This is a genomic window from Mesonia sp. K7 (assembly GCF_003233725.1).
Taxonomy (GTDB): Bacteria; Bacteroidota; Bacteroidia; order Flavobacteriales; family Flavobacteriaceae; genus Mesonia.
This window is the reverse complement of record NZ_QKQV01000010.1, coordinates 31,245-49,262: the sequence shown is the minus strand read 5'-3', so window position 1 is coordinate 49,262 and position 18,018 is coordinate 31,245. Positions and strand designations below refer to the sequence as shown.

Below are 18,018 nucleotides of genomic sequence, written 5' to 3'. Positions count from 1 at the left end.
ATGAAACATCTTTCGGCTCCTTTAGTTAGACAACTCTTTGTATTATTGCTCATATTGCTCATTGGGTTTCTTATTTTTACAGAATTATTACCTTTTTTGTCGGGCATTTTAGGTGCCATTACTTTGTATGTTTTACTTAAAGGTTGGATGAAAAAACTCGTTGCCCGAAAATGGAACAAATCCTTAGCGGCAGCTTTACTCATGGTCTTTTCGTTTATAGCAATTTTAGCACCTATTTCAGGAATTATTCTAATGCTTACAAACAAAATAAGTAAAGCCGCAAAAAATTCTGAAGCAGTAGTGACTGCGCTAAAGTCTCAAATAGACGAATGGGAGCATTATTTTAATTACGATATCAGTTCTCAAATAAACACAAGCGAAATTGGAGTATGGATATCCGAAAACCTCCAAAATTTAGCTGGAGGAACTTTTAATGCCATCATCGCGGTTGGTATTATGTACTTTCTACTTTATTATATGCTTATTCATCAAGACTCTTTAAGAGTAAAGCTTTATCATTATATACCACTTAGCGATGAAAACATTCATATTATAGGTAAAGAAAGTACCGACATGGTTCGCTCTAACGCTATCGGTATACCTTTGGTTGCCTTTTTCCAAGGAGTTATTGCTTTGATTGGTTACCTTATTTTTGGTGTAGAAAATCCGTTTTTCTGGTTTGTCATTACTACCATTGGGTCGATGATTCCTTTTATAGGAACAGCTATTGGTTTTATTCCTGTCACTATTTTACTGATGGCTCAAGGAGAAAACTTTAATGCGATTGCCGTCTTGCTTTACGGAATGATCGTTGTGGGGTCTACCGACAACCTTGTAAGATTGTATGTGCTTAAAAGGTTATCTAACGTGCATCCGTTAATCACTTTAATTGGAGTTGTAGTTGGTGTACCATTATTTGGTTTTATAGGCCTCATTTTTGGACCTTTATTGATTTCGTTGTTTTTATTAATTATTAAAATTTACAAAAAAGAGTACGGAGACTCCACGATAAATCCTAACTTAGAATAAAATTTTAAATATGAATTTCCTCGAAAAACTAAAGCATATTACCGAAGATTTTGTCAAAGAAAAATCACAACAAGTGAAATCGACAGACCTTGACACAACCGTACAAGAAGCTGATGTGATTGAAGAAAAAATAAGCAGTTCTAGTGTATTAGACAAATATGTTGAAATTGTAAAAGTGATGATTTCGATGTTGCGTGACTATAAAAATGGTTTTTATAAGAAAGTGCCTTGGTTTACGATTGGCGCTGTGGTTTTTTCACTTTTATACATTTTAAACCCACTCGATATTGTTCCCGATTTTATTCCTGTTTTAGGTTATATCGATGATGTGACGGTATTAGGTTTTGCCCTTAAGTTTATCGAAACCGATATCCATAACTACCTTGACTGGAAGTTGGATGGTGAGTAAGAAAATATTATATATTGAAATCTATATTTAACCTAACGCTTCTTATCATATTTTCACTCTACAGTTGTGAAAAACAAGACCATAAAGCTGAAAAAATTGCTAAATACTTTAATTCCCATATTCATAAAGACAACCTAGTAGCAGAATTAGACTTTTCTTTATCTGATTCATTATTATTTGTAAATGACATTGAAGAAAAGATAAAAGTAGATTTATGTAAAAGCCCAACTTTAACCGGAAAGTTCCATTTAAAAAATACTGAATTTAAATTACCCATATTTGTTTTAAAAAATTGCCAAAAAGATTACGATATAGATACTGGTGTAATACACATCAATATTATTGAAAATGATAGTGTCATTATTTTTTCAAAAAAAATAAGCAACGACATTAAAAATGAAATAGTTAGAGAAACAAAAGAATTAATTAATGGGAAAGACCGAAAGTCATTAGTCTATTTAATTACTTGGAAAAATGGATTAGACTCAGTTCAAATTAAACAAAGGTTTTATGAAATTTTAGAAGGAATATACGAGTATGCAGATGAACAATCTTTGAAAATTTATAAAAAACATATTTCAGAATTATCAAGCAAAGAATTGTTAGAATTGAACGAAGAATTTGTAGGTCATTTATCTTTTATAGATTACTTTGAACCTGTTCCAATTCCGCCACCTCCACCGCCAGAAAAACACTAATAAAAAAGCAACTCAACTGAGTTGCTTTTTTATTTTTACCTTCTTCCCTCTAAACGGTGTCTTTCTCTAGCAAGCAGCGTATTTTTGAGCAACATCGCAATGGTCATGGGACCAACACCTCCAGGAACTGGCGTAATATGCGAAGCTCTTTTTTGAACATTTTCAAAATCGACATCTCCTTTAATCACGTAACCTCTTTCGTTACTTTCGTCAGGAACTCGTGTGATGCCGACATCTATTATGACCGCATCGTCTTTAATCATTTCTACTTTTAAGAAATCTGGTATTCCTACCGCTATGATAATGATATCGGCTTGCGAAGTGATTTGCGTAATATTTTTAGTGTATTTGTGCGTAAGCGTTACGGTAGAGTTTCCAGGGAAACCACTTCTTCCCATCAAAATACTCATGGGCCTTCCTACAATATGGCTTCTTCCTATAACCACGGTATGTTTTCCTTGTGTCGGAATATCATAACGCTCTAACAATTCTAAAATCCCAAACGGTGTCGCAGGAATAAACGAACTCATATCTAAAGACATTTTCCCAAAATTGGTCGGGTGAAAACCATCTACATCTTTATCTGGATCTACCGCCATCAAAACCTTTTGGGTATTGATTTGTTTTGGCAAAGGCAATTGCACAATAAAACCATCGATGGTATCGTCTTGGTTGAGTTCTTCAATTTTGTCTAGTAATTCTACTTCGCTGGTGGTGCTAGACATTCGTACCAAAGTAGACTCAAAGCCTACGCGCTCACAGGCTTTTACCTTGCTGTTGACATAGGTCATACTCGCACCGTCATTTCCAACAATAATTGCCGCTAAATGCGGAACCTTTTCACCGTTTTCTTTCATTTTTGCAACTTCAGCGGTGATTTCGTTTTTAATGTCGTTGCTTACCTTTTTTCCGTCTAGAATCTGTGCCATCTGATTTATCATTCCGCACTTGATGCGGAATCTTATAATTATGATTATTAAGTATTATGAAATTCTTACCAAAATTCTGATAAAGAATGATATTGTTTCATTTTGATTATCGCATTCCTTTCATCATTTGCATCATACGTTTTCCGCCACCACCTTGCATCATTTTCATCATTTTGCTCATTTGGTCAAACTGTTTTAACAACTGATTGACTTGCGTTACCGAAGTACCAGAACCTTTTCCAATTCTTTTCTTTCTACTTCCGTTGATGATAGAAGGTGTACTTCTCTCTTCTGGGGTCATCGAGTGAATAATCGCTTCGATATGCTTAAATGCATCGTCATCGATATCTAGATTTTTCACCATTTTACCGGCTCCGGGAATCATCCCCATCAAGTCTTTCATATTCCCCATCTTCTTCACTTGCTGGATTTGCTTTAGAAAATCGTCGAAACCAAATTGGTTTTTTGCAATTTTCTTCTGCAGTTTTCTCGCTTCATCTTCGTCGTATTGCTCTTGAGCTCTTTCTACTAAAGAAACTACGTCTCCCATTCCCAAAATACGGTCGGCCATACGAGCAGGATAGAAAACATCAATCGCTTCCATCTTCTCTCCTGTACCAATAAACTTAATAGGCTTGTTCACCACCGATTTAATCGAAATCGCAGCTCCACCTCTGGTATCACCGTCTAATTTGGTAAGAATAACACCATCGAAATTTAAAACGTCATTAAAGGCTTTTGCCGTATTTACCGCATCTTGCCCTGTCATCGAATCGACAACAAATAAAGTTTCTTGTGGTTGTATCGCTTTATGAATGTTGGAGATTTCGGTCATCATCGCTTCATCAACTGCTAAACGACCAGCGGTATCGATAATCACCACATTGTGTCCATTTTGTTTCGCGTAAGCGATAGCATCCTGCGAAATTTTTACAGGGTCATTAATCTCTCGATTCGAATAAACCTCAACATTTATTTGTTCACCAACCACATGCAACTGATCGATCGCCGCAGGACGGTAAACATCACAAGCTACTAAAAGTGGTTTTTTACTTTTCTTATTTTTGAGGTAATTGGCTAGTTTTCCGGAAAATGTTGTTTTACCACTACCTTGTAAACCAGACATCAAAATCACACTCGGATTCCCCGAAAGGTTGACTCCTGCAGCATCGCCACCCATTAACTCTGTCAACTCATCTTTTACCAGTTTTACCATCAATTGGCCTGGTTTTAACGTCGTAAGAACGTCTTGACCCAAAGCTTTTTCTTTTACGGTACTGGTAAAATCTTTAGCGATTTTATAGTTTACATCGGCATCTACCAAGGCTCTTCTTACTTCTTTAAGCGTTTCTGCAACGTTTACTTCAGTAATTTGCCCATGCCCTTTGAGAACGTGTAAGGCTTTATCTAACTTATCACTTAAATTATCAAACATAAATTTCCTACATTTTTAAGAGTTCAAAGATACAAATTTGCCGCAGAAGTAAAAAAGAGGTTTTATCAAGTTTTGAAATAAAAAAAACCACTCTAAAATAATAGAGTGGCTCTCTTAACCAAACAACAAAAACTTTGCTTTCGATAAGATGTTTATAGCATAAACACCCCTTTTTCACATGGTTTTTGTACCTATATAACAACTCAAACCAAAAAACTCCTACCTTTGATTTGAATTTTCTTCTTTATATTTTTAACGAAAATTTATTTATGGCTAAAAAACTATTTAAAAATGTCTGTGAAGAACATATCTTCTCCTCGATATACAACAAGTATGCGAAAGATATACACGACTTTTTGTTTTATAAGTTTGGAGAAAGCCTACAACCCGAAGACAAAATGCAGGAAGCTTTTGTAAAGCTTTGGCAAAATTGCAAAAAAGTGACCCCAGATAAAGCCAAAAGTTTCTTGTTTACGACGGCCAACAATCTCATGCTTAATGAAGCGAAACATAAAAAAGTAGTTCTCAAACATCACAATAGAGTCGGTAACCAAGACAACATACAAGACCCACAATTTGTTTTAGAAGAGAAAGAATACCTGAAAAAATACGAAAAAGCAATTGCAAAACTTAGCGAAGCTCAACGAGTAGCTTTTTTGATGAATAAGACTGAAGGCAAAAAACACAAAGAGATTGCAGACCTTTTGGGTATCTCCCAAAAAGCAGTAGAAAAACGTATATACAGTGCGTTAGAAAAATTAAGAGAACATATAAAAGAAATTTAAGGTAGGAGTTTTTACCACTTAGTTGTTATATAGGCAGAATGAAGGTTATGAAAAAAGAAGAAATCATTATCAAATGGCTAAACCATGAGCCGCTCACACAAGAAGAAACTTACTTTTTGGAGAGCTTGGTAGAATATCAAGATTATAAAAAAATCGTTGATAAGGCTACTGTTTTTAAAGCTCCAGTTTTTGATCAGGTAAAAAGCTATAATAGAATAAAAGAAAAAGCACACCAAAAATCTTTCGATTGGAGTGTGCTCTATAAAATTGCTGCGGTCATCGTAGTTGTAGTAGGTTGTTATTTTGCCTTTTTCTTTGCGCAACCTCAACAATACAACACATTAGCACAACAGACAAAAGAAATTAGGTTACCCGACAATTCCGTTGTGCTAATGAACGCAGAATCCGCTTTAAGCTACGAAAAAAAGAATTGGGACGATAAAAGAAAGTTACAACTTCAAGGAGAAGCTTTTTTTGATGTCGAAAAAGGAAAAAAGTTTACCGTTTTGACCAAAATGGGAGAAATAGAAGTGCTAGGAACCGAATTTAACGTTCATCAAAGAAATGGTTTTTTGAGTGTAGAATGTTATGAAGGTCTAGTAGAAGTACGTTTCAACAATAAAAAAATACAGCTTGAGCCACAAGAAGGCTTGACGTTTGCCAATGGAAAGCTTATCGAATACAACACCAAAGAAGCCACTTCCGCTTGGATAAACGGCTACAGTATCTTCAAGAGTATTCCTGTAAAGGAAGTGATAGAAGAATTAGAGCGCCAATATAATATTGAGATTACGCTTAAAAACATTAAATTTGATAACCAACAATTGTTTACCGGTAACATAACCCACAAAAACCTTGAAACTGCTTTAAAATCAGTGACAATACCTTTTGGTTACACTTACCAAGTAAGCAACAATAGCGTTGTCATAAGTGCCAAAAAACTATAAACTCTTATTTCTTTTTTGCTGTTTTTTTACGCTGTTTTCTGCAAAAACACTTGCACAGAAAGCCACAGACTCTATTGCTTTACCTCAGGCTTTACAACAGTTAGAAGAAAAATTTGGTTATTATTTTACGTACGCTGATGCGGATGTGAACGACATCAAAATAATCGGTTTCGATATTTCGAAACCTTTTAATGCTTCTATCAACTTAATTGAGCGTCAGACTTCGTTGGAATTTCGCTTTATTGGTGAGCGAAATATTGCCATCACTTCAAACCGAGAGCAAAAAACAGAAATACCCGTCGAAAAGCTTAACGAAATTGTTATTACCAATTATCTTGCGCGTGGTATTTCTAAAAAAGATCGAGGTGTTTTTGAGATTAACTATAAGAACTTTGGTATTCTTCCCGGCTTAATAGAACCCGATGCCTTGCAGTCTCTACAAGCTTTACCAGGTGTAGAAAGTGTGAACGAAAAGATTAGCGACCTCAACATTCGTGGTGGTTCTTCTGACCAAAATATGCTTATTTGGGACGGCATAAGAATGTACCAATACGGTCATTTTTTGGGATTGATTTCAGCGATCAATCCGTATTTAACTAAAAATACGATGCTCATCAAAAACGGCACCAATCCTACTTACGGAAACAGCGTTTCGAGTGTTATCCTTCTGAATACCGAAGATGAAATTAATCAAGGTTTTTCTGCAGAAACAGGTGTAAATTACTTAAGTATTTACGGTCTAGCTGATGTCCCGGTAAGTAAAAACTTTTCGGTTATCACTGCGGCACGAACTTCTATCAACAGTGTTTTTGTAACACCTACTTATAATCAATATTTCGATAGAGCATTTCAGAATACAGATATTACCAACGTAAACGAAGATATTATTCAACGTAATGAAGATTTTTCTTTTTATGATCTCAGTTTACGTGGACTTTTTCAAGCTTCAGCTAAAGATAAGTTACGGTTTAACTTTATGTATCTTTCCAATCAGTTAGATTTTAGCGAAAACCAGATATTAGCTGACACTCTTACTTCCAAAAGAAGTAATTTGGAGCAAAACAATTTAGGTTTAGGCCTTAATTACCGACGCAACTGGAGCGATAAATTTTCTACAAACGCCCAAGTTTATTATAGCAACTACAAGCTAAACGCTCAAAATTTTGATGAAAATACGATTACCGAATTAACCCAAAACAATGAAGTTGCCGAGACGAGCTTTAAGTTACAAACCAATTACCAACTCAACGATAAAATTCAGTTAGAAAACGGAGCTGAGTTACTTCAAACTGAAATTATCAACCAACAAGAAAATGATAATAACCTTTCAGAAAGTGAAGAGAAAATGTTTTCTCCAGCTTTCTTTTCAAATATCCATTTCAAAAGTTTAGACAAAAGAACTTATGCTAATTTTGGTTTACGTTTTAATTATTTTGATGTACAGGAAAAGTTTTTAGTCGAGCCAAGATTTAGTTTCAATCAAGTGCTGACCGACGAAATCTCGTTTGAGTTTCTTGGTGAAACCAAAAGCCAATATATTTCTCAATACATCGATTTTCAGAAAGATTTTCTAGGTGTCGAAAACCAACGCTGGGTGTTGTCCAACAACCTTGACAGACCAATTCAGGAGAGTTTACAACTTTCCATTGGTATCAATTATAAAAGAAAAAATTGGTTGGCAAGTTTGGAGGCTTATACCAAAAAAGTAAATAACGTCAATACACAAAGCCAGGGTTTTCAAGATCAATACGAGTTGGTTTCGCTTGTTGGCGAAACGTTTATCCGCGGTATCGATTTTATAATTAACCGAAGGTTTAAAAAATTTCAAACTTCTATCAATTATTCACTTACCAATAACGATTATCAGTTTGATGCGATTTCAGAAGAACCTATTCCTAGTAACTTAGAGATTGTCAATTCGCTTTCGGTAATTGCTTCTTATGATTATAATGACTTAAAGCTTGCAACTGGTCTCAAATGGCGATCGGGAAGACACTACACTCCTATTAGTCAAGAAGGTTTAGCTAACAATCAATTTGATTATTTATCGCCGAATAGTGAAGATTTAAACCCTTATTTACGTTTGGATTTTTCGGCAAGTAAGGCTTTCGAAATTCACGAAAATATAAAAGCTTACGCAGGAATTTCGGTCTGGAATCTCCTTAACCGAAAAAATACGGTAAACGCTTATTACGAGCAAATCGACAATGAAATTGTTTTTATAGAACAAGAAGGTTTGGGAATCACGCCAAATTTAGTTTTCAGACTTATTTTTTAAGTAGAATTAACTTGTATTTGATAATAATCGACTATTTTTCCAAAAAAAAGCGGAATGAGTGATTTTTGGAAAAAACTTTTACATCGGTTTATTCGTATCGAAGAAAATCTTCCCGATTACGAAAATCTTTCTGAGTATAAGCAAGCCAAAGCCTATCGCCGTTTTAGAACTGCCATTAAACAATTTGCAAAAGAAGCCATTTTTATTATTTGCGGTATTTTTTCGGCTGCTTTTGGTCTAGAAAGTTTTATTCTTCCCAATTATTTTATCGATGGTGGCGCAACTGGAATTGCCTTGTTAATAGCCCAGATTACCAACATACCGTTTCACTGGTTTATCTTATTGGTGAATTTACCTTTTATCCTTCTAGGAACTAAAATTGTCGGCAAACAATTTGCGATAAAAACTACCATTGCTATTTCACTTCTAGCGCTTATCATCGCAACAGTGCATTTTCCGGAAATTACACATGATAAGCTTTTGGTTGCTGTATTTGGTGGTTTCTTTTTAGGTGCCGGAATTGGGTTTTCCGTTCGTGGTGGCGCCGTCATAGATGGCACTGAAGTATTGGCAATTTTTTTGAGTAGAAAATTAAGCGTCACAATTGGCGATGTGATTATCATTATCAATATCATTATTTTCTCTGTAGCTGCGATGGTGCTTTCTATCGAAGCTGCTCTATACTCGATGATAACCTATTTTGCAGCTTCCAAAACCTTAGATTTTGTGATTGAAGGTATTGAAGAGTACATTTCTGTGAATATCGTTTCGGTACACAGCGAAGAAATAAGAGAAATGATTCTAAATAAACTTCGTCGTGGTGTAACCATTTACAAAGGCGAAAGAGGTGTAAAACACGAAGGCGGGAACGATGAACTTGATATTCTTTATACTGTTTTAACGCGTTTAGAACTCAACAAACTGAAACGTGAAATCATGAAAATAGATAGTAATGCATTTGTCGTGATGACCCCTGTAAAAGACATCAAAGGTGGAATGATCAAACGTCGCCCATTACACTAACTACATTCTTTCAGGAACTCCAATTCCCAACAGGCCAAAGCCAGACTTGATTACTTTTGCCACTTCGTTAGATAATTGAACTCTAAAAATAATTTCGTTTTCCGTATCAGCAGCTAAAATCGGTATATTTTGGTAGAAGGAGTTAAACTCTTTCACCAAATCATATATATAATTGGCAATGAGAGCCGGACTGTGTTGTGCTGCCGCTTGCTGAATCACTTCTGGGTATTGCAACAATTGTTTGATAACAGCGGTTTCCTTTTCACTTAAAGCGAAATTTTCTATACGTTGATCGAAATTGATATTGGCTTTTCTCAAAATCGATTGGATTCTAGCATAGGTATACTGAATAAATGGCCCGGTATTTCCTTGAAAATCTACCGATTCTTCTGGATTAAATAAAATTCTCTTTCGCGGATCGACTTTTAAAATGTAATATTTTAAAGCACCTAAACCAATAGTCTTATACAATTCATCTTTTTCGGCCTCGGTATAACCGTCGAGTTTACCCAACTCCTCGGAAATGTTTTTTGCCGTTTGCGTCATTTCTTGCATCAAATCGTCAGCATCGACAACGGTTCCTTCTCTACTCTTCATTTTACCGCTGGGTAAATCTACCATTCCGTAACTAAGATGGTATAGATTGTTTGCCCATGAATAGCCTAGTTTTTTTAAGATAAGAAATAAGACCTTAAAGTGGTAATCTTGTTCATTACCAACGGTATAAACCATTCCGTCGATATTATAATCTTTTACACGTTGTATCGCCGTACCAATATCTTGTGTCATGTAAACCGCCGTTCCGTCGGCACGTAAAACCAGTTTTTCGTCTAGCCCTTCGTCAGTTAAATCTATCCAAACACTACCGTCTTCTTTTTTATAGAAAACTCCTTTATCTAAACCTTCTTGTACGATATCTTTCCCGAGCAAGTAGGTATCGCTTTCATAATAGTTTTTATCGAAATCTACCCCAAGCTCCTTATAAGTTTTCTCAAAACCCTCATAAACCCAAGCATTCATTTTTTTCCATAAAGCAACTACTTCTTCGTCACCACTTTCCCATTTTTTTAGCATATTTTGGGCTTCTAATAACGACGGAGCTTCCTTTTTAGCCTCTTCTTGAGTTTTTCCTTGTGCAACCAAGGTTTCTATTTCCTTTTTATATTCTTGATCGAATTTAACGTAGTAATTCCCCACCAATTTATCGCCTTTTAAACCTGTGGTTTCTGTGGTTTCGCCCTTGCCAAATTTTTGCCAAGCGAGCATACTCTTACAAATATGTATCCCTCGATCGTTAATGATTTGTGTTTTTACGACATGATTTCCTGAAGCGCCTAAAATTTCCGCGACAGCGTAACCCAACAAGTTATTTCTAATATGACCTAAGTGTAAAGGTTTGTTGGTGTTGGGCGAAGAATATTCTACCATCAACGTTGGCGAAACTTCTGTAGGGTGTTCAAAACCAAAATTGGTGGTATCTTGTATTTCGTTGAATTTTTTGACAAAATAATCCTGACTTAGAACAATGTTCAGAAAACCACTCACTACATTAAACCTTTCTATTCCTACAATATTTTCGACCAAGTTTTGACCTATTTCGTTTCCTAAAACAACAGGGTTGGTTTTGATGTGCTTGAGCAACGGAAAAACCACCATGGTCACATCGCCTTCAAACTCCTTACGAGTAGCTTGAAATTCAACATTTTCTATTTGGACATCAAATTTTTCTTTAACGAACTGTTTGACCTGGTTTTCGATTACTGCTTGCATCCTGTCTTTGTTTTGAAAAGGCAAAGATAGCTAAATGAAATTTTTTAAGCTTTATGGATTTTGATGAATTTATAGACCTAAAATTTTGCTTTTCATTAACCTACAATTAACCTAAACTTTATCTGAAATTTGACAAATGCAGAGACTTTTGCGAAAAAAACCATGGACTTATTTGTATATGTTTTCGCAGCCCTTTTCTCGGTCATTAATCCGTTGGGAACTGTACCTGTTTTTGTAGGATTGACGCAAGAAGACACCAAAGCTGAACAGTCAAAAACTTCAGTAAAAACAGCACTTAACATCTTTGTCATTCTGTTACTTTCGTTCTTTGCAGGAAATTATATTTTAGCGTTTTTTGGTATTAGTATCGATTCGCTGCGCATTGCTGGCGGTTTGATTATTGTATCTTCAGGTTTTGCCTTGCTTACCGGAAACTTTAAAAAACACAAAGGGATGCACAAAGAGAAAGTACAAGCTGACATCGAAGAACGTGAAAGTGTTTCTCTAACGCCACTTGCCATCCCAATGCTTGCTGGACCAGGCTCTATTTCTTTATTGATTGCCCTAAATGACGAACATCAACTTTTTTTAGATAAAGGTATTATCGTAGGTGCTGTAGCTGCGGTTTGTTTAGCTACATTTTTGATTTTGAAAAGCGGTCATTTTATTGTGAAAAAACTTGGTGCTTCAGGAATTAATGCCATTTCGAGAATTATCGGATTTATTGTAATTGCCATAGGTATCGAATATATTACTTCGTCTGTGGTAAAACTTTTTGAGTAATATTTACCGCTTTTTAAAAGCCCAGCCTACCAAAGCAAATAAAACGCCCACGATCACCATCGCATAATTTTGCGTATTGGCTTCGTCGATGATGTTTTCTGAAAATAAAATTTTGGTCAATCCAAAACCTATCAGAAAAAAACCAATAAGCAAAAGCGCTAATTTTAGTGTATTTTTCATCTTATAGTTTTTTCGGTAAAAATACTTCTGCCATCATACATCTAGCACTTCCCCCACCGAGTGTTTCTATCAAGTTGAGATCGCTACTCAAAATCTCACAATGAGCAGTAATCTTATTGATCTGCTCTTGTGATAAACTTTGGTGTGCTTTGGCACTCATCACCAAATATTTTTTATCATCTCTTCCTTCTACTTGTAACATATTTCCGGCAAACTGATGCATTTGCTCTTCGGTGATGGTAATAATTTCTTTATCGTCTTCTTGTAAGCTATTGACCACGGCTTTACGCTCTTTTTTATCGTCGATAGTGTCCAGACAAATCACTGCAAACTTATCGGCAACACACATCATCACATTGGTGTGATATATGGGTAACCTTTTATCATCTACAGTTTGGTAGGCGTGAAAAATAATAGGTGAATATTCAAAATCTTCACAAAACTCGATAACCAAATCTTCGTCTGCTCGATCTGAGAGTGCACAATAAGCTTTTTCGTTTTGACGATCTAGGATTAAGCTTCCGGTTCCTTCTAGAAAAACTTCTTCTTCTTCCGCTAAAGTATAATCTACAATATCCTTAATTTCGAAACCTTTTTCTTCCAAAACCTCTAAAATATCTGCTCGACGTTCTCGTCTTCTGTTTTCGGCAAACATCGGATATAAAGCTATATTTCCGTTTTGGTGAAACGATATCCAATTGTTAGGGAAAATAGAATCTGGGGTGTCGTTTTCTAAAATATCGTCAACCACAACCACATTTACACCTACACTTTTAAGTTTTTCGACAAAAGCATCGAACTCCTGCTGCGCTTTTTGCGTAATCACTTCCGTGGAAACACTTGTTTCTTTTTGAAAATAGTTATTGACTGCGGTTTGCTCATTCATCCTGAAATTTACTGGACGAATCATTAATATGTTATTGGTGATTTGTTTCATAATTATATGAGCTTAGGCTCTGATTAGGGGTAAAGTAGAACAACGTAATAGACCTTCTTGCTTGGCGATTTCTCCATAAGGGATTTCTTCTACGGTAAAGCCTTTTGTTCTCAACCAAGTATTTAAACGCGTGAAATTCTTTTCGGAAACTACAACATTTTTATCGATCGAGAAAATATTACTGTTCATATGGTACATTTCGTCTTTACTGATTTCAAAGACATTTTCTTTTCCAAAGAAATTGAGCAACCAATGGTACTCTTCTTCTTCTAAAAATCCGTTGGGGTGAATAATTGCTTTATTTTCGCCAATAGGCTGAAAACAACAATCGAGGTGCAAGGCATTAAGCCTTGGGTTGACTTTTGATTTTCTAAGGTTAAAAGAGACGACTTTTTTCTGCGGAAACATTTCTTGCATTTGCCGTACTGCTTTCATGTTTGTTCGTGCAGTGATGTAATTACTATAATCGTCTTCACGATAAGTTCCGATAAAGATATAATCGTGATGAGGGATCACATCTCCTCCTTCGATATGGCAATCTTCAGGAAAGCGTTTTACGTTCGCTGCAGGAATTTGGTCGATTACGTATTGAATCGCCTCTATCTCACGCTCACGATCGGGTAAAATATTGGCCTTAAAAAAGATATCTTCTACCACAAAACCAATATCCCGAGAAAAAATCTGGTTGTAATCATTGATAACTTCGGGGCGATAAACTTTTACATCATACTTTTTAAGCACTTTTTCGAAAGCAGTCATTTCCTTTACCATATCTTCTTCTAACGGGTAAGTTCCTGCAATAATATGTTCTAAAGATTTTGGGTCATAAGCCTCTTCTACTGTAGGTGTTGGCCCGTTACTTTGGGCTGTTCCTAAAATTACGGCTTTGAGTCTCGAGGTTTCGTCTGCTATCTTGGGTTGTATCATCCTTTTAATTTATAACCCAAAAATAAAAAAAAAGCTTCATATTTCTATGAAGCTCTTTGGTTTTAAAATTTTATCGTTGGTCCATCGGCACATAAGCCCTTTGGTTTTCTCCAATATATACCTGTCTCGGACGACCTATTGGCTCTTTGCGTAAACGCATTTCTCTCCATTGTGAAATCCAACCTGGTAATCTACCAAGCGCAAACATTACAGTAAACATTTCTGTTGGAATTCCGAGAGCTCGGTAAATAATTCCTGAATAGAAATCTACGTTTGGATATAATTTTCTATCTACAAAGTAGCTATCTTCCAATGCTTCTTTTTCTAATCCTTTAGCAATATCAAGCACAGGGTCTTCTACACCCAACTTTCCTAAAACATCATCTGCTGCTTTTTTGATGATTCTTGCCCTTGGGTCAAAGTTTTTGTATACTCTATGGCCAAAGCCCATTAAACGGAATGGATCATTTTTATCTTTCGCCTTTTCCATATATTTATGGGTATCACCTCCGTCATTTTTGATACCTTCCAGCATCTCGATCACTGCTTGGTTAGCACCTCCGTGTAAAGGACCCCACAAAGCTGAGATACCCGCAGAAATAGAAGCAAATAAACCTGCATGTGAAGAGCCTACCATTCTTACCGTAGAAGTAGAGCAATTTTGCTCATGATCGGCATGTAAAATCAAAAGTTTATTTAATGCTGCCGCTACTACTGGATCAACTTCATAGGTTTCATGCGGTTGTTTAAACATCATTTTTAAGATGTTCTCTACATAACCTAAAGAACCATCACCATAATCTAATGGTTGACCTTGCCTTTTTCTAAGTGTCCAAGCTACTAAAACTGGAAATTTTGCTAATAGCTTTACAATAGCTTTGTACATATCTTCTTCTGAGTCTACGTTTACAGAGCTTGGATTAAAAGCAATTAATGCATTCGTCAGCGAAGATAAAACACCCATTGGGTGAGCCGATTTAGGAAAACCGTCTAAGATTTTTTTCATCTCTTCATCTACGTGCGATTGTCCTTTGATGTCTTTATAGAATCTATCTAATTTTTCTTGTGTCGGTAGTTCTCCAAAAATCAACAAATAAGCAACTTCCAAGAAGCTTGCTTTTTCTGCCAATTCTTCGATGGTGTAACCTCTATACCTCAGAATTCCTTTTTCACCATCTAAAAAAGTAATTGCGCTCTCACAAGAACCCGTGTTTTTATAACCCGGATCTAAAGTGATCAAACCTCCTGTTTCGCCACGCAATTTATCTATTTTTACGGCAACTTCTCCTTCTGTTCCTTCAGTAACGGGAAATTCATATTTTTTCCCATCAAATTCTAGTATAGCTGTTTTTGACATGTATTTATTTTGTTTTTATCGTTAATTTTCAAGAGTCGCTAATTTACGAAAAATCGTGTTAATTTAACATTAAATCGACTATTGTTTTTAGCGCTTTCGCGAAATATTTACCTTTTTACTTTAAAGGCTTTTTCTTTTGGATAAACGGCAACATCACCCAATTGTTCTTCGATACGTAGCAACTGATTGTATTTTGCCATACGATCACTTCGCGAAGCTGAACCTGTTTTGATTTGTCCAGTGTTTAACGCTACTGCTAAATCGGCAATGGTGTTGTCTTCTGTTTCTCCAGAACGATGTGACATGACGGAAGTGTAACCTGCATTATGAGCCATGTTTACTGCAGCAATAGTTTCGGTTAAGGTACCAATTTGGTTCACTTTAATTAAGATAGAATTAGCAATATTTTCGTTGATTCCTCTTTCTAATCTTTCCACATTGGTTACAAACAAATCGTCACCTACCAACTGTACTTTGTCACCTACTTTTTCGGTTAATATTTTCCAGCCTTCCCAATCGTTTTCATCCATACCGTCTTCGATAGAGATAATGGGGTAATTCGCACATAGTTCCGCTAAATATTCGGCCTGCTCCTGGCTTGTTCTTACTTTTCCGGTATCGCCTTCAAAAATTTGGTAGTTGTACTTTCCGTCTTTGTAAAATTCCGCAGAAGCACAATCTAAGGCAATCATAATCTCATCCCCAAACTTATAGCCCGCATTTTCCGTGGCTTGCTTGATGGAATCTAAAGCATCTTCCGTACCATTTAGCGTTGGTGCAAAGCCACCTTCGTCACCCACAGCTGTACTCAGACTTCTGTCGTGCAATACCTTCTTTAGGTGGTGAAAAATTTCTGATCCCATTTGCATTGCCTGCGTAAAAGTTTCTGCTTTTACCGGCATCACCATAAACTCTTGAAAAGCAATTGGCGCATCTGAGTGTGAACCACCATTGATGATATTCATCATAGGAACGGGAAGTGTTTTGGCACTTACACCACCAACATAACGATATAACGGCATATTGAGTTCATTGGCCGCTGCTTTAGCCACGGCAAGCGAAACACCTAGAATAGCGTTGGCACCAAGTTTCGATTTGTTTGGTGTTCCGTCCAGATCAATCATTAACTTATCAATCGCTTCTTGTTCGAAAACCGATATGCCCAATAAGTTTTCAGCGATAATGGTATTTACATTTTCTACGGCTTTTAAAACTCCTTTTCCCATATAGGTTTTCCCACCATCACGAAGTTCGACCGCTTCGTGCTCTCCTGTTGAAGCTCCTGAAGGAACGGCTGCTCTACCTAGAATACCATTTTCTGTATAGACATCTACTTCTACGGTTGGATTACCTCTCGAGTCGAAAATTTGTCTTGCGTGAATCTCAATAATTAAAGCCATCGTTTTATGAATTTGATTTATGTTGTTTGATATTTTCTAAAAACTGATCGAATAAATAATCTGCATCGTGTGGTCCAGGACTTGCTTCTGGATGGTATTGTACCGAAAATACGGGTTTATTTTTCATTTTTAAACCTGCAACCGTGTTATCGTTTAGGTGAACGTGCGTAATTTCTAATTCGCTATTTTTTTCTAATTCGTCTCTATCAACCGCAAAACCGTGATTTTGAGAAGTAATTTCTCCTTTCCCTGTTTCGAGATTTAAAATCGGATGGTTGATTCCTCTGTGCCCGTGATGCATTTTAAAGGTAGAAACTCCGTTTGCCAAGGCTATGACTTGATGCCCAAGACAAATTCCGAAAAGAGGTTGACCACTCTCAATAATCTTCTTGGCTGTACTGATGGCACTTTCTAAAGGTTCTGGATCTCCAGGACCATTAGATAAGAAAAACCCATCTGGATTCCACTCGGTCATTTCCTCGTAAGTAGCATTGTAAGGAAACACCTTTACATAGCAATCTCTTCTAGTAAGGTTACGCAGGATATTTTTCTTGATCCCAATATCTAAAGCCGAAACTTTATAAGTAGCATTTTCATCACCCAAGAAATAAGGTTCTTTAGTTGAAACTTTTGATGCCAACTCTAAACCTTTCATATCTGGCATTTCAGAAAGCTGTTTTTTTAAGGTATCTATATTATCTAATTCCGTACTAATGACACCATTCATCGCCCCGTTGTCACGAATGTAAGAAACCAAAGCTCTGGTATCTACATCTGAAATTGCCAATAAATTATTCTGTTTTAAAAACTCCTCTAAGCTTAAATCTGATTTTGGTCGAGAATAATTATAACTAAAGTTTTTACAAATAAGCCCCGCAATCTTAATGTCTTCTGATTCTACCTCATCAGAATAAGTTCCGTAGTTACCAATGTGTGCATTGGTCGTTACCATAAGCTGCCCGTAATAAGATGGGTCTGTAAATATCTCTTGGTAACCTGTCATTCCGGTATTAAAACACACCTCACCAAAAGAACTACCTTCTGAATCACCTACAATCTTTCCCCAAAAAATGGTTCCGTCTTCTAATAATAAAAATGCTTTTTTACGAACTTGATATTTCATGTATTTTT

17 protein-coding genes are annotated in these 18,018 nt (G+C 36.1%); 8 read left to right on the top strand and 9 right to left on the bottom strand.

Annotated features, from left to right (window positions below; all coding sequences use genetic code 11):
• Genes DNG35_RS08355 through DNG35_RS08345 form a run of 3 tightly spaced genes read left to right on the top strand, consistent with a single transcriptional unit; the run spans nt 1 to nt 2,136 of the window.
• The gene (locus tag DNG35_RS08355; protein ID WP_111127829.1) at nt 1-1,029 is read left to right on the top strand and encodes an AI-2E family transporter; all 1,029 of its coding nucleotides are present in this window, start codon (nt 1-3) and stop codon (nt 1,027-1,029) included.
• A 10-nt stretch (nt 1,030-1,039) separates the two neighbouring features.
• Nucleotides 1,040-1,438 carry a YkvA family protein gene (locus tag DNG35_RS08350; RefSeq protein WP_111127826.1) on the top strand — a complete coding sequence of 133 codons (399 nt, stop codon included), beginning with the start codon at nt 1,040-1,042 and terminating at the stop codon, nt 1,436-1,438.
• 14 nt (nt 1,439-1,452) lie between these two features.
• Nucleotides 1,453-2,136, top strand: a complete 684-nt coding sequence (locus DNG35_RS08345; RefSeq protein WP_111127823.1) for a hypothetical protein — start codon at nt 1,453-1,455, stop codon at nt 2,134-2,136.
• A gap of 35 nt (nt 2,137-2,171) precedes the next feature.
• On the opposite strand, the gene DNG35_RS08340 is transcribed toward DNG35_RS08345, so the two are convergent.
• Both DNG35_RS08340 and ffh read right to left on the bottom strand, forming a co-directional pair.
• On the bottom strand, nt 2,172-3,065 hold the full coding sequence (locus tag DNG35_RS08340; protein WP_111127821.1) for a bifunctional 5,10-methylenetetrahydrofolate dehydrogenase/5,10-methenyltetrahydrofolate cyclohydrolase: 894 nt from the start codon (nt 3,063-3,065) through the stop codon (nt 2,172-2,174).
• Nucleotides 3,066-3,171: 106 nt separating this feature from the next.
• On the bottom strand, nt 3,172-4,500 hold the full coding sequence (gene ffh / locus DNG35_RS08335; RefSeq protein WP_111127819.1) for a signal recognition particle protein: 1,329 nt from the start codon (nt 4,498-4,500) through the stop codon (nt 3,172-3,174).
• Between the two features lie 269 nt (nt 4,501-4,769).
• On the opposite strand from ffh, the gene DNG35_RS08330 reads away from it, so the two are divergent.
• Genes DNG35_RS08330 through DNG35_RS08315 form a run of 4 tightly spaced genes read left to right on the top strand, consistent with a single transcriptional unit; the run spans nt 4,770 to nt 9,533 of the window.
• On the top strand, nt 4,770-5,285 hold the full coding sequence (locus DNG35_RS08330) for an RNA polymerase sigma factor (protein WP_111127996.1): 516 nt from the start codon (nt 4,770-4,772) through the stop codon (nt 5,283-5,285).
• Nucleotides 5,286-5,332: 47 nt separating this feature from the next.
• Nucleotides 5,333-6,232: a FecR family protein gene (locus tag DNG35_RS08325; protein WP_158524886.1), complete on the top strand. Its 900-nt coding sequence runs from the start codon at nt 5,333-5,335 to the stop codon at nt 6,230-6,232.
• Complete coding sequence (locus DNG35_RS08320; protein ID WP_111127812.1) at nt 6,216-8,510, top strand: TonB-dependent siderophore receptor; 2,295 nt, start codon at nt 6,216-6,218, stop codon at nt 8,508-8,510. The genes DNG35_RS08325 and DNG35_RS08320 overlap by 17 nt, the downstream gene beginning before the upstream one ends.
• Before the next feature lie 54 nt (nt 8,511-8,564).
• A complete protein-coding gene (locus tag DNG35_RS08315) occupies nt 8,565-9,533 on the top strand; it encodes a YitT family protein (protein WP_111127809.1) in 969 nt (322 codons plus the stop codon).
• On the opposite strand, the gene argS is transcribed toward DNG35_RS08315, so the two are convergent.
• On the bottom strand, nt 9,534-11,303 hold the full coding sequence (gene argS / locus DNG35_RS08310) for an arginine--tRNA ligase (protein WP_111127806.1): 1,770 nt from the start codon (nt 11,301-11,303) through the stop codon (nt 9,534-9,536).
• Nucleotides 11,304-11,465: 162 nt separating this feature from the next.
• On the opposite strand from argS, the gene DNG35_RS08305 reads away from it, so the two are divergent.
• Nucleotides 11,466-12,086, top strand: a complete 621-nt coding sequence (locus DNG35_RS08305; protein ID WP_111127993.1) for a MarC family protein — start codon at nt 11,466-11,468, stop codon at nt 12,084-12,086.
• Nucleotides 12,087-12,089: 3 nt separating this feature from the next.
• Here the strand turns inward: DNG35_RS08305 and DNG35_RS12185 are convergent, their stop codons facing one another.
• The 6 genes from DNG35_RS12185 to carA all read right to left on the bottom strand — a co-directional run bounded on the left by DNG35_RS12185 (nt 12,090) and on the right by carA (nt 18,010).
• Nucleotides 12,090-12,266, bottom strand: coding sequence for a hypothetical protein (locus tag DNG35_RS12185; protein ID WP_158524885.1), 177 nt, complete (start codon nt 12,264-12,266; stop codon nt 12,090-12,092).
• Between the two features lies 1 nt (nt 12,267).
• Complete coding sequence (gene ctlX / locus DNG35_RS08300; protein ID WP_111127803.1) at nt 12,268-13,203, bottom strand: citrulline utilization hydrolase CtlX; 936 nt, start codon at nt 13,201-13,203, stop codon at nt 12,268-12,270.
• A 12-nt stretch (nt 13,204-13,215) separates the two neighbouring features.
• Nucleotides 13,216-14,130, bottom strand: a complete 915-nt coding sequence (locus DNG35_RS08295) for a dimethylarginine dimethylaminohydrolase family protein (protein ID WP_111127801.1) — start codon at nt 14,128-14,130, stop codon at nt 13,216-13,218.
• A 70-nt stretch (nt 14,131-14,200) separates the two neighbouring features.
• Nucleotides 14,201-15,487: a citrate synthase gene (locus tag DNG35_RS08290; protein ID WP_111127798.1), complete on the bottom strand. Its 1,287-nt coding sequence runs from the start codon at nt 15,485-15,487 to the stop codon at nt 14,201-14,203.
• 107 nt (nt 15,488-15,594) lie between these two features.
• A complete protein-coding gene (gene eno / locus DNG35_RS08285) occupies nt 15,595-16,887 on the bottom strand; it encodes a phosphopyruvate hydratase (protein ID WP_111127795.1) in 1,293 nt (430 codons plus the stop codon).
• Nucleotides 16,888-16,891: 4 nt separating this feature from the next.
• A complete protein-coding gene (gene carA, locus DNG35_RS08280; protein ID WP_111127793.1) occupies nt 16,892-18,010 on the bottom strand; it encodes a glutamine-hydrolyzing carbamoyl-phosphate synthase small subunit in 1,119 nt (372 codons plus the stop codon).
• Between the last annotated feature and the right edge of the window lie 8 nt (nt 18,011-18,018).

Excerpts from the sequence above, each read along its gene's own strand:
- DNG35_RS08355 (WP_111127829.1), top strand. The coding sequence starts at position 1 with ATGAAACATCTTTCGGCTCCTTTAGTTAGACAACTCTTTGTATTATTG.
- DNG35_RS08350 (WP_111127826.1), top strand. The coding sequence starts at position 1,040 with ATGAATTTCCTCGAAAAACTAAAGCATATTACCGAAGATTTTGTCAAA.
- DNG35_RS08340 (WP_111127821.1), bottom strand. The coding sequence starts at position 3,065 with ATGGCACAGATTCTAGACGGAAAAAAGGTAAGCAACGACATTAAAAAC.
- ffh (WP_111127819.1), bottom strand. The coding sequence starts at position 4,500 with ATGTTTGATAATTTAAGTGATAAGTTAGATAAAGCCTTACACGTTCTC.
- DNG35_RS08330 (WP_111127996.1), top strand. The coding sequence starts at position 4,770 with ATGGCTAAAAAACTATTTAAAAATGTCTGTGAAGAACATATCTTCTCC.
- DNG35_RS08325 (WP_158524886.1), top strand. The coding sequence starts at position 5,333 with ATGAAAAAAGAAGAAATCATTATCAAATGGCTAAACCATGAGCCGCTC.
- DNG35_RS08315 (WP_111127809.1), top strand. The coding sequence starts at position 8,565 with ATGAGTGATTTTTGGAAAAAACTTTTACATCGGTTTATTCGTATCGAA.
- argS (WP_111127806.1), bottom strand. The coding sequence starts at position 11,303 with ATGCAAGCAGTAATCGAAAACCAGGTCAAACAGTTCGTTAAAGAAAAA.
- DNG35_RS08305 (WP_111127993.1), top strand. The coding sequence starts at position 11,466 with ATGGACTTATTTGTATATGTTTTCGCAGCCCTTTTCTCGGTCATTAAT.
- DNG35_RS12185 (WP_158524885.1), bottom strand. The coding sequence starts at position 12,266 with ATGAAAAATACACTAAAATTAGCGCTTTTGCTTATTGGTTTTTTTCTG.
- ctlX (WP_111127803.1), bottom strand. The coding sequence starts at position 13,203 with ATGAAACAAATCACCAATAACATATTAATGATTCGTCCAGTAAATTTC.
- DNG35_RS08295 (WP_111127801.1), bottom strand. The coding sequence starts at position 14,130 with ATGATACAACCCAAGATAGCAGACGAAACCTCGAGACTCAAAGCCGTA.
- DNG35_RS08290 (WP_111127798.1), bottom strand. The coding sequence starts at position 15,487 with ATGTCAAAAACAGCTATACTAGAATTTGATGGGAAAAAATATGAATTT.
- eno (WP_111127795.1), bottom strand. The coding sequence starts at position 16,887 with ATGGCTTTAATTATTGAGATTCACGCAAGACAAATTTTCGACTCGAGA.
- carA (WP_111127793.1), bottom strand. The coding sequence starts at position 18,010 with ATGAAATATCAAGTTCGTAAAAAAGCATTTTTATTATTAGAAGACGGA.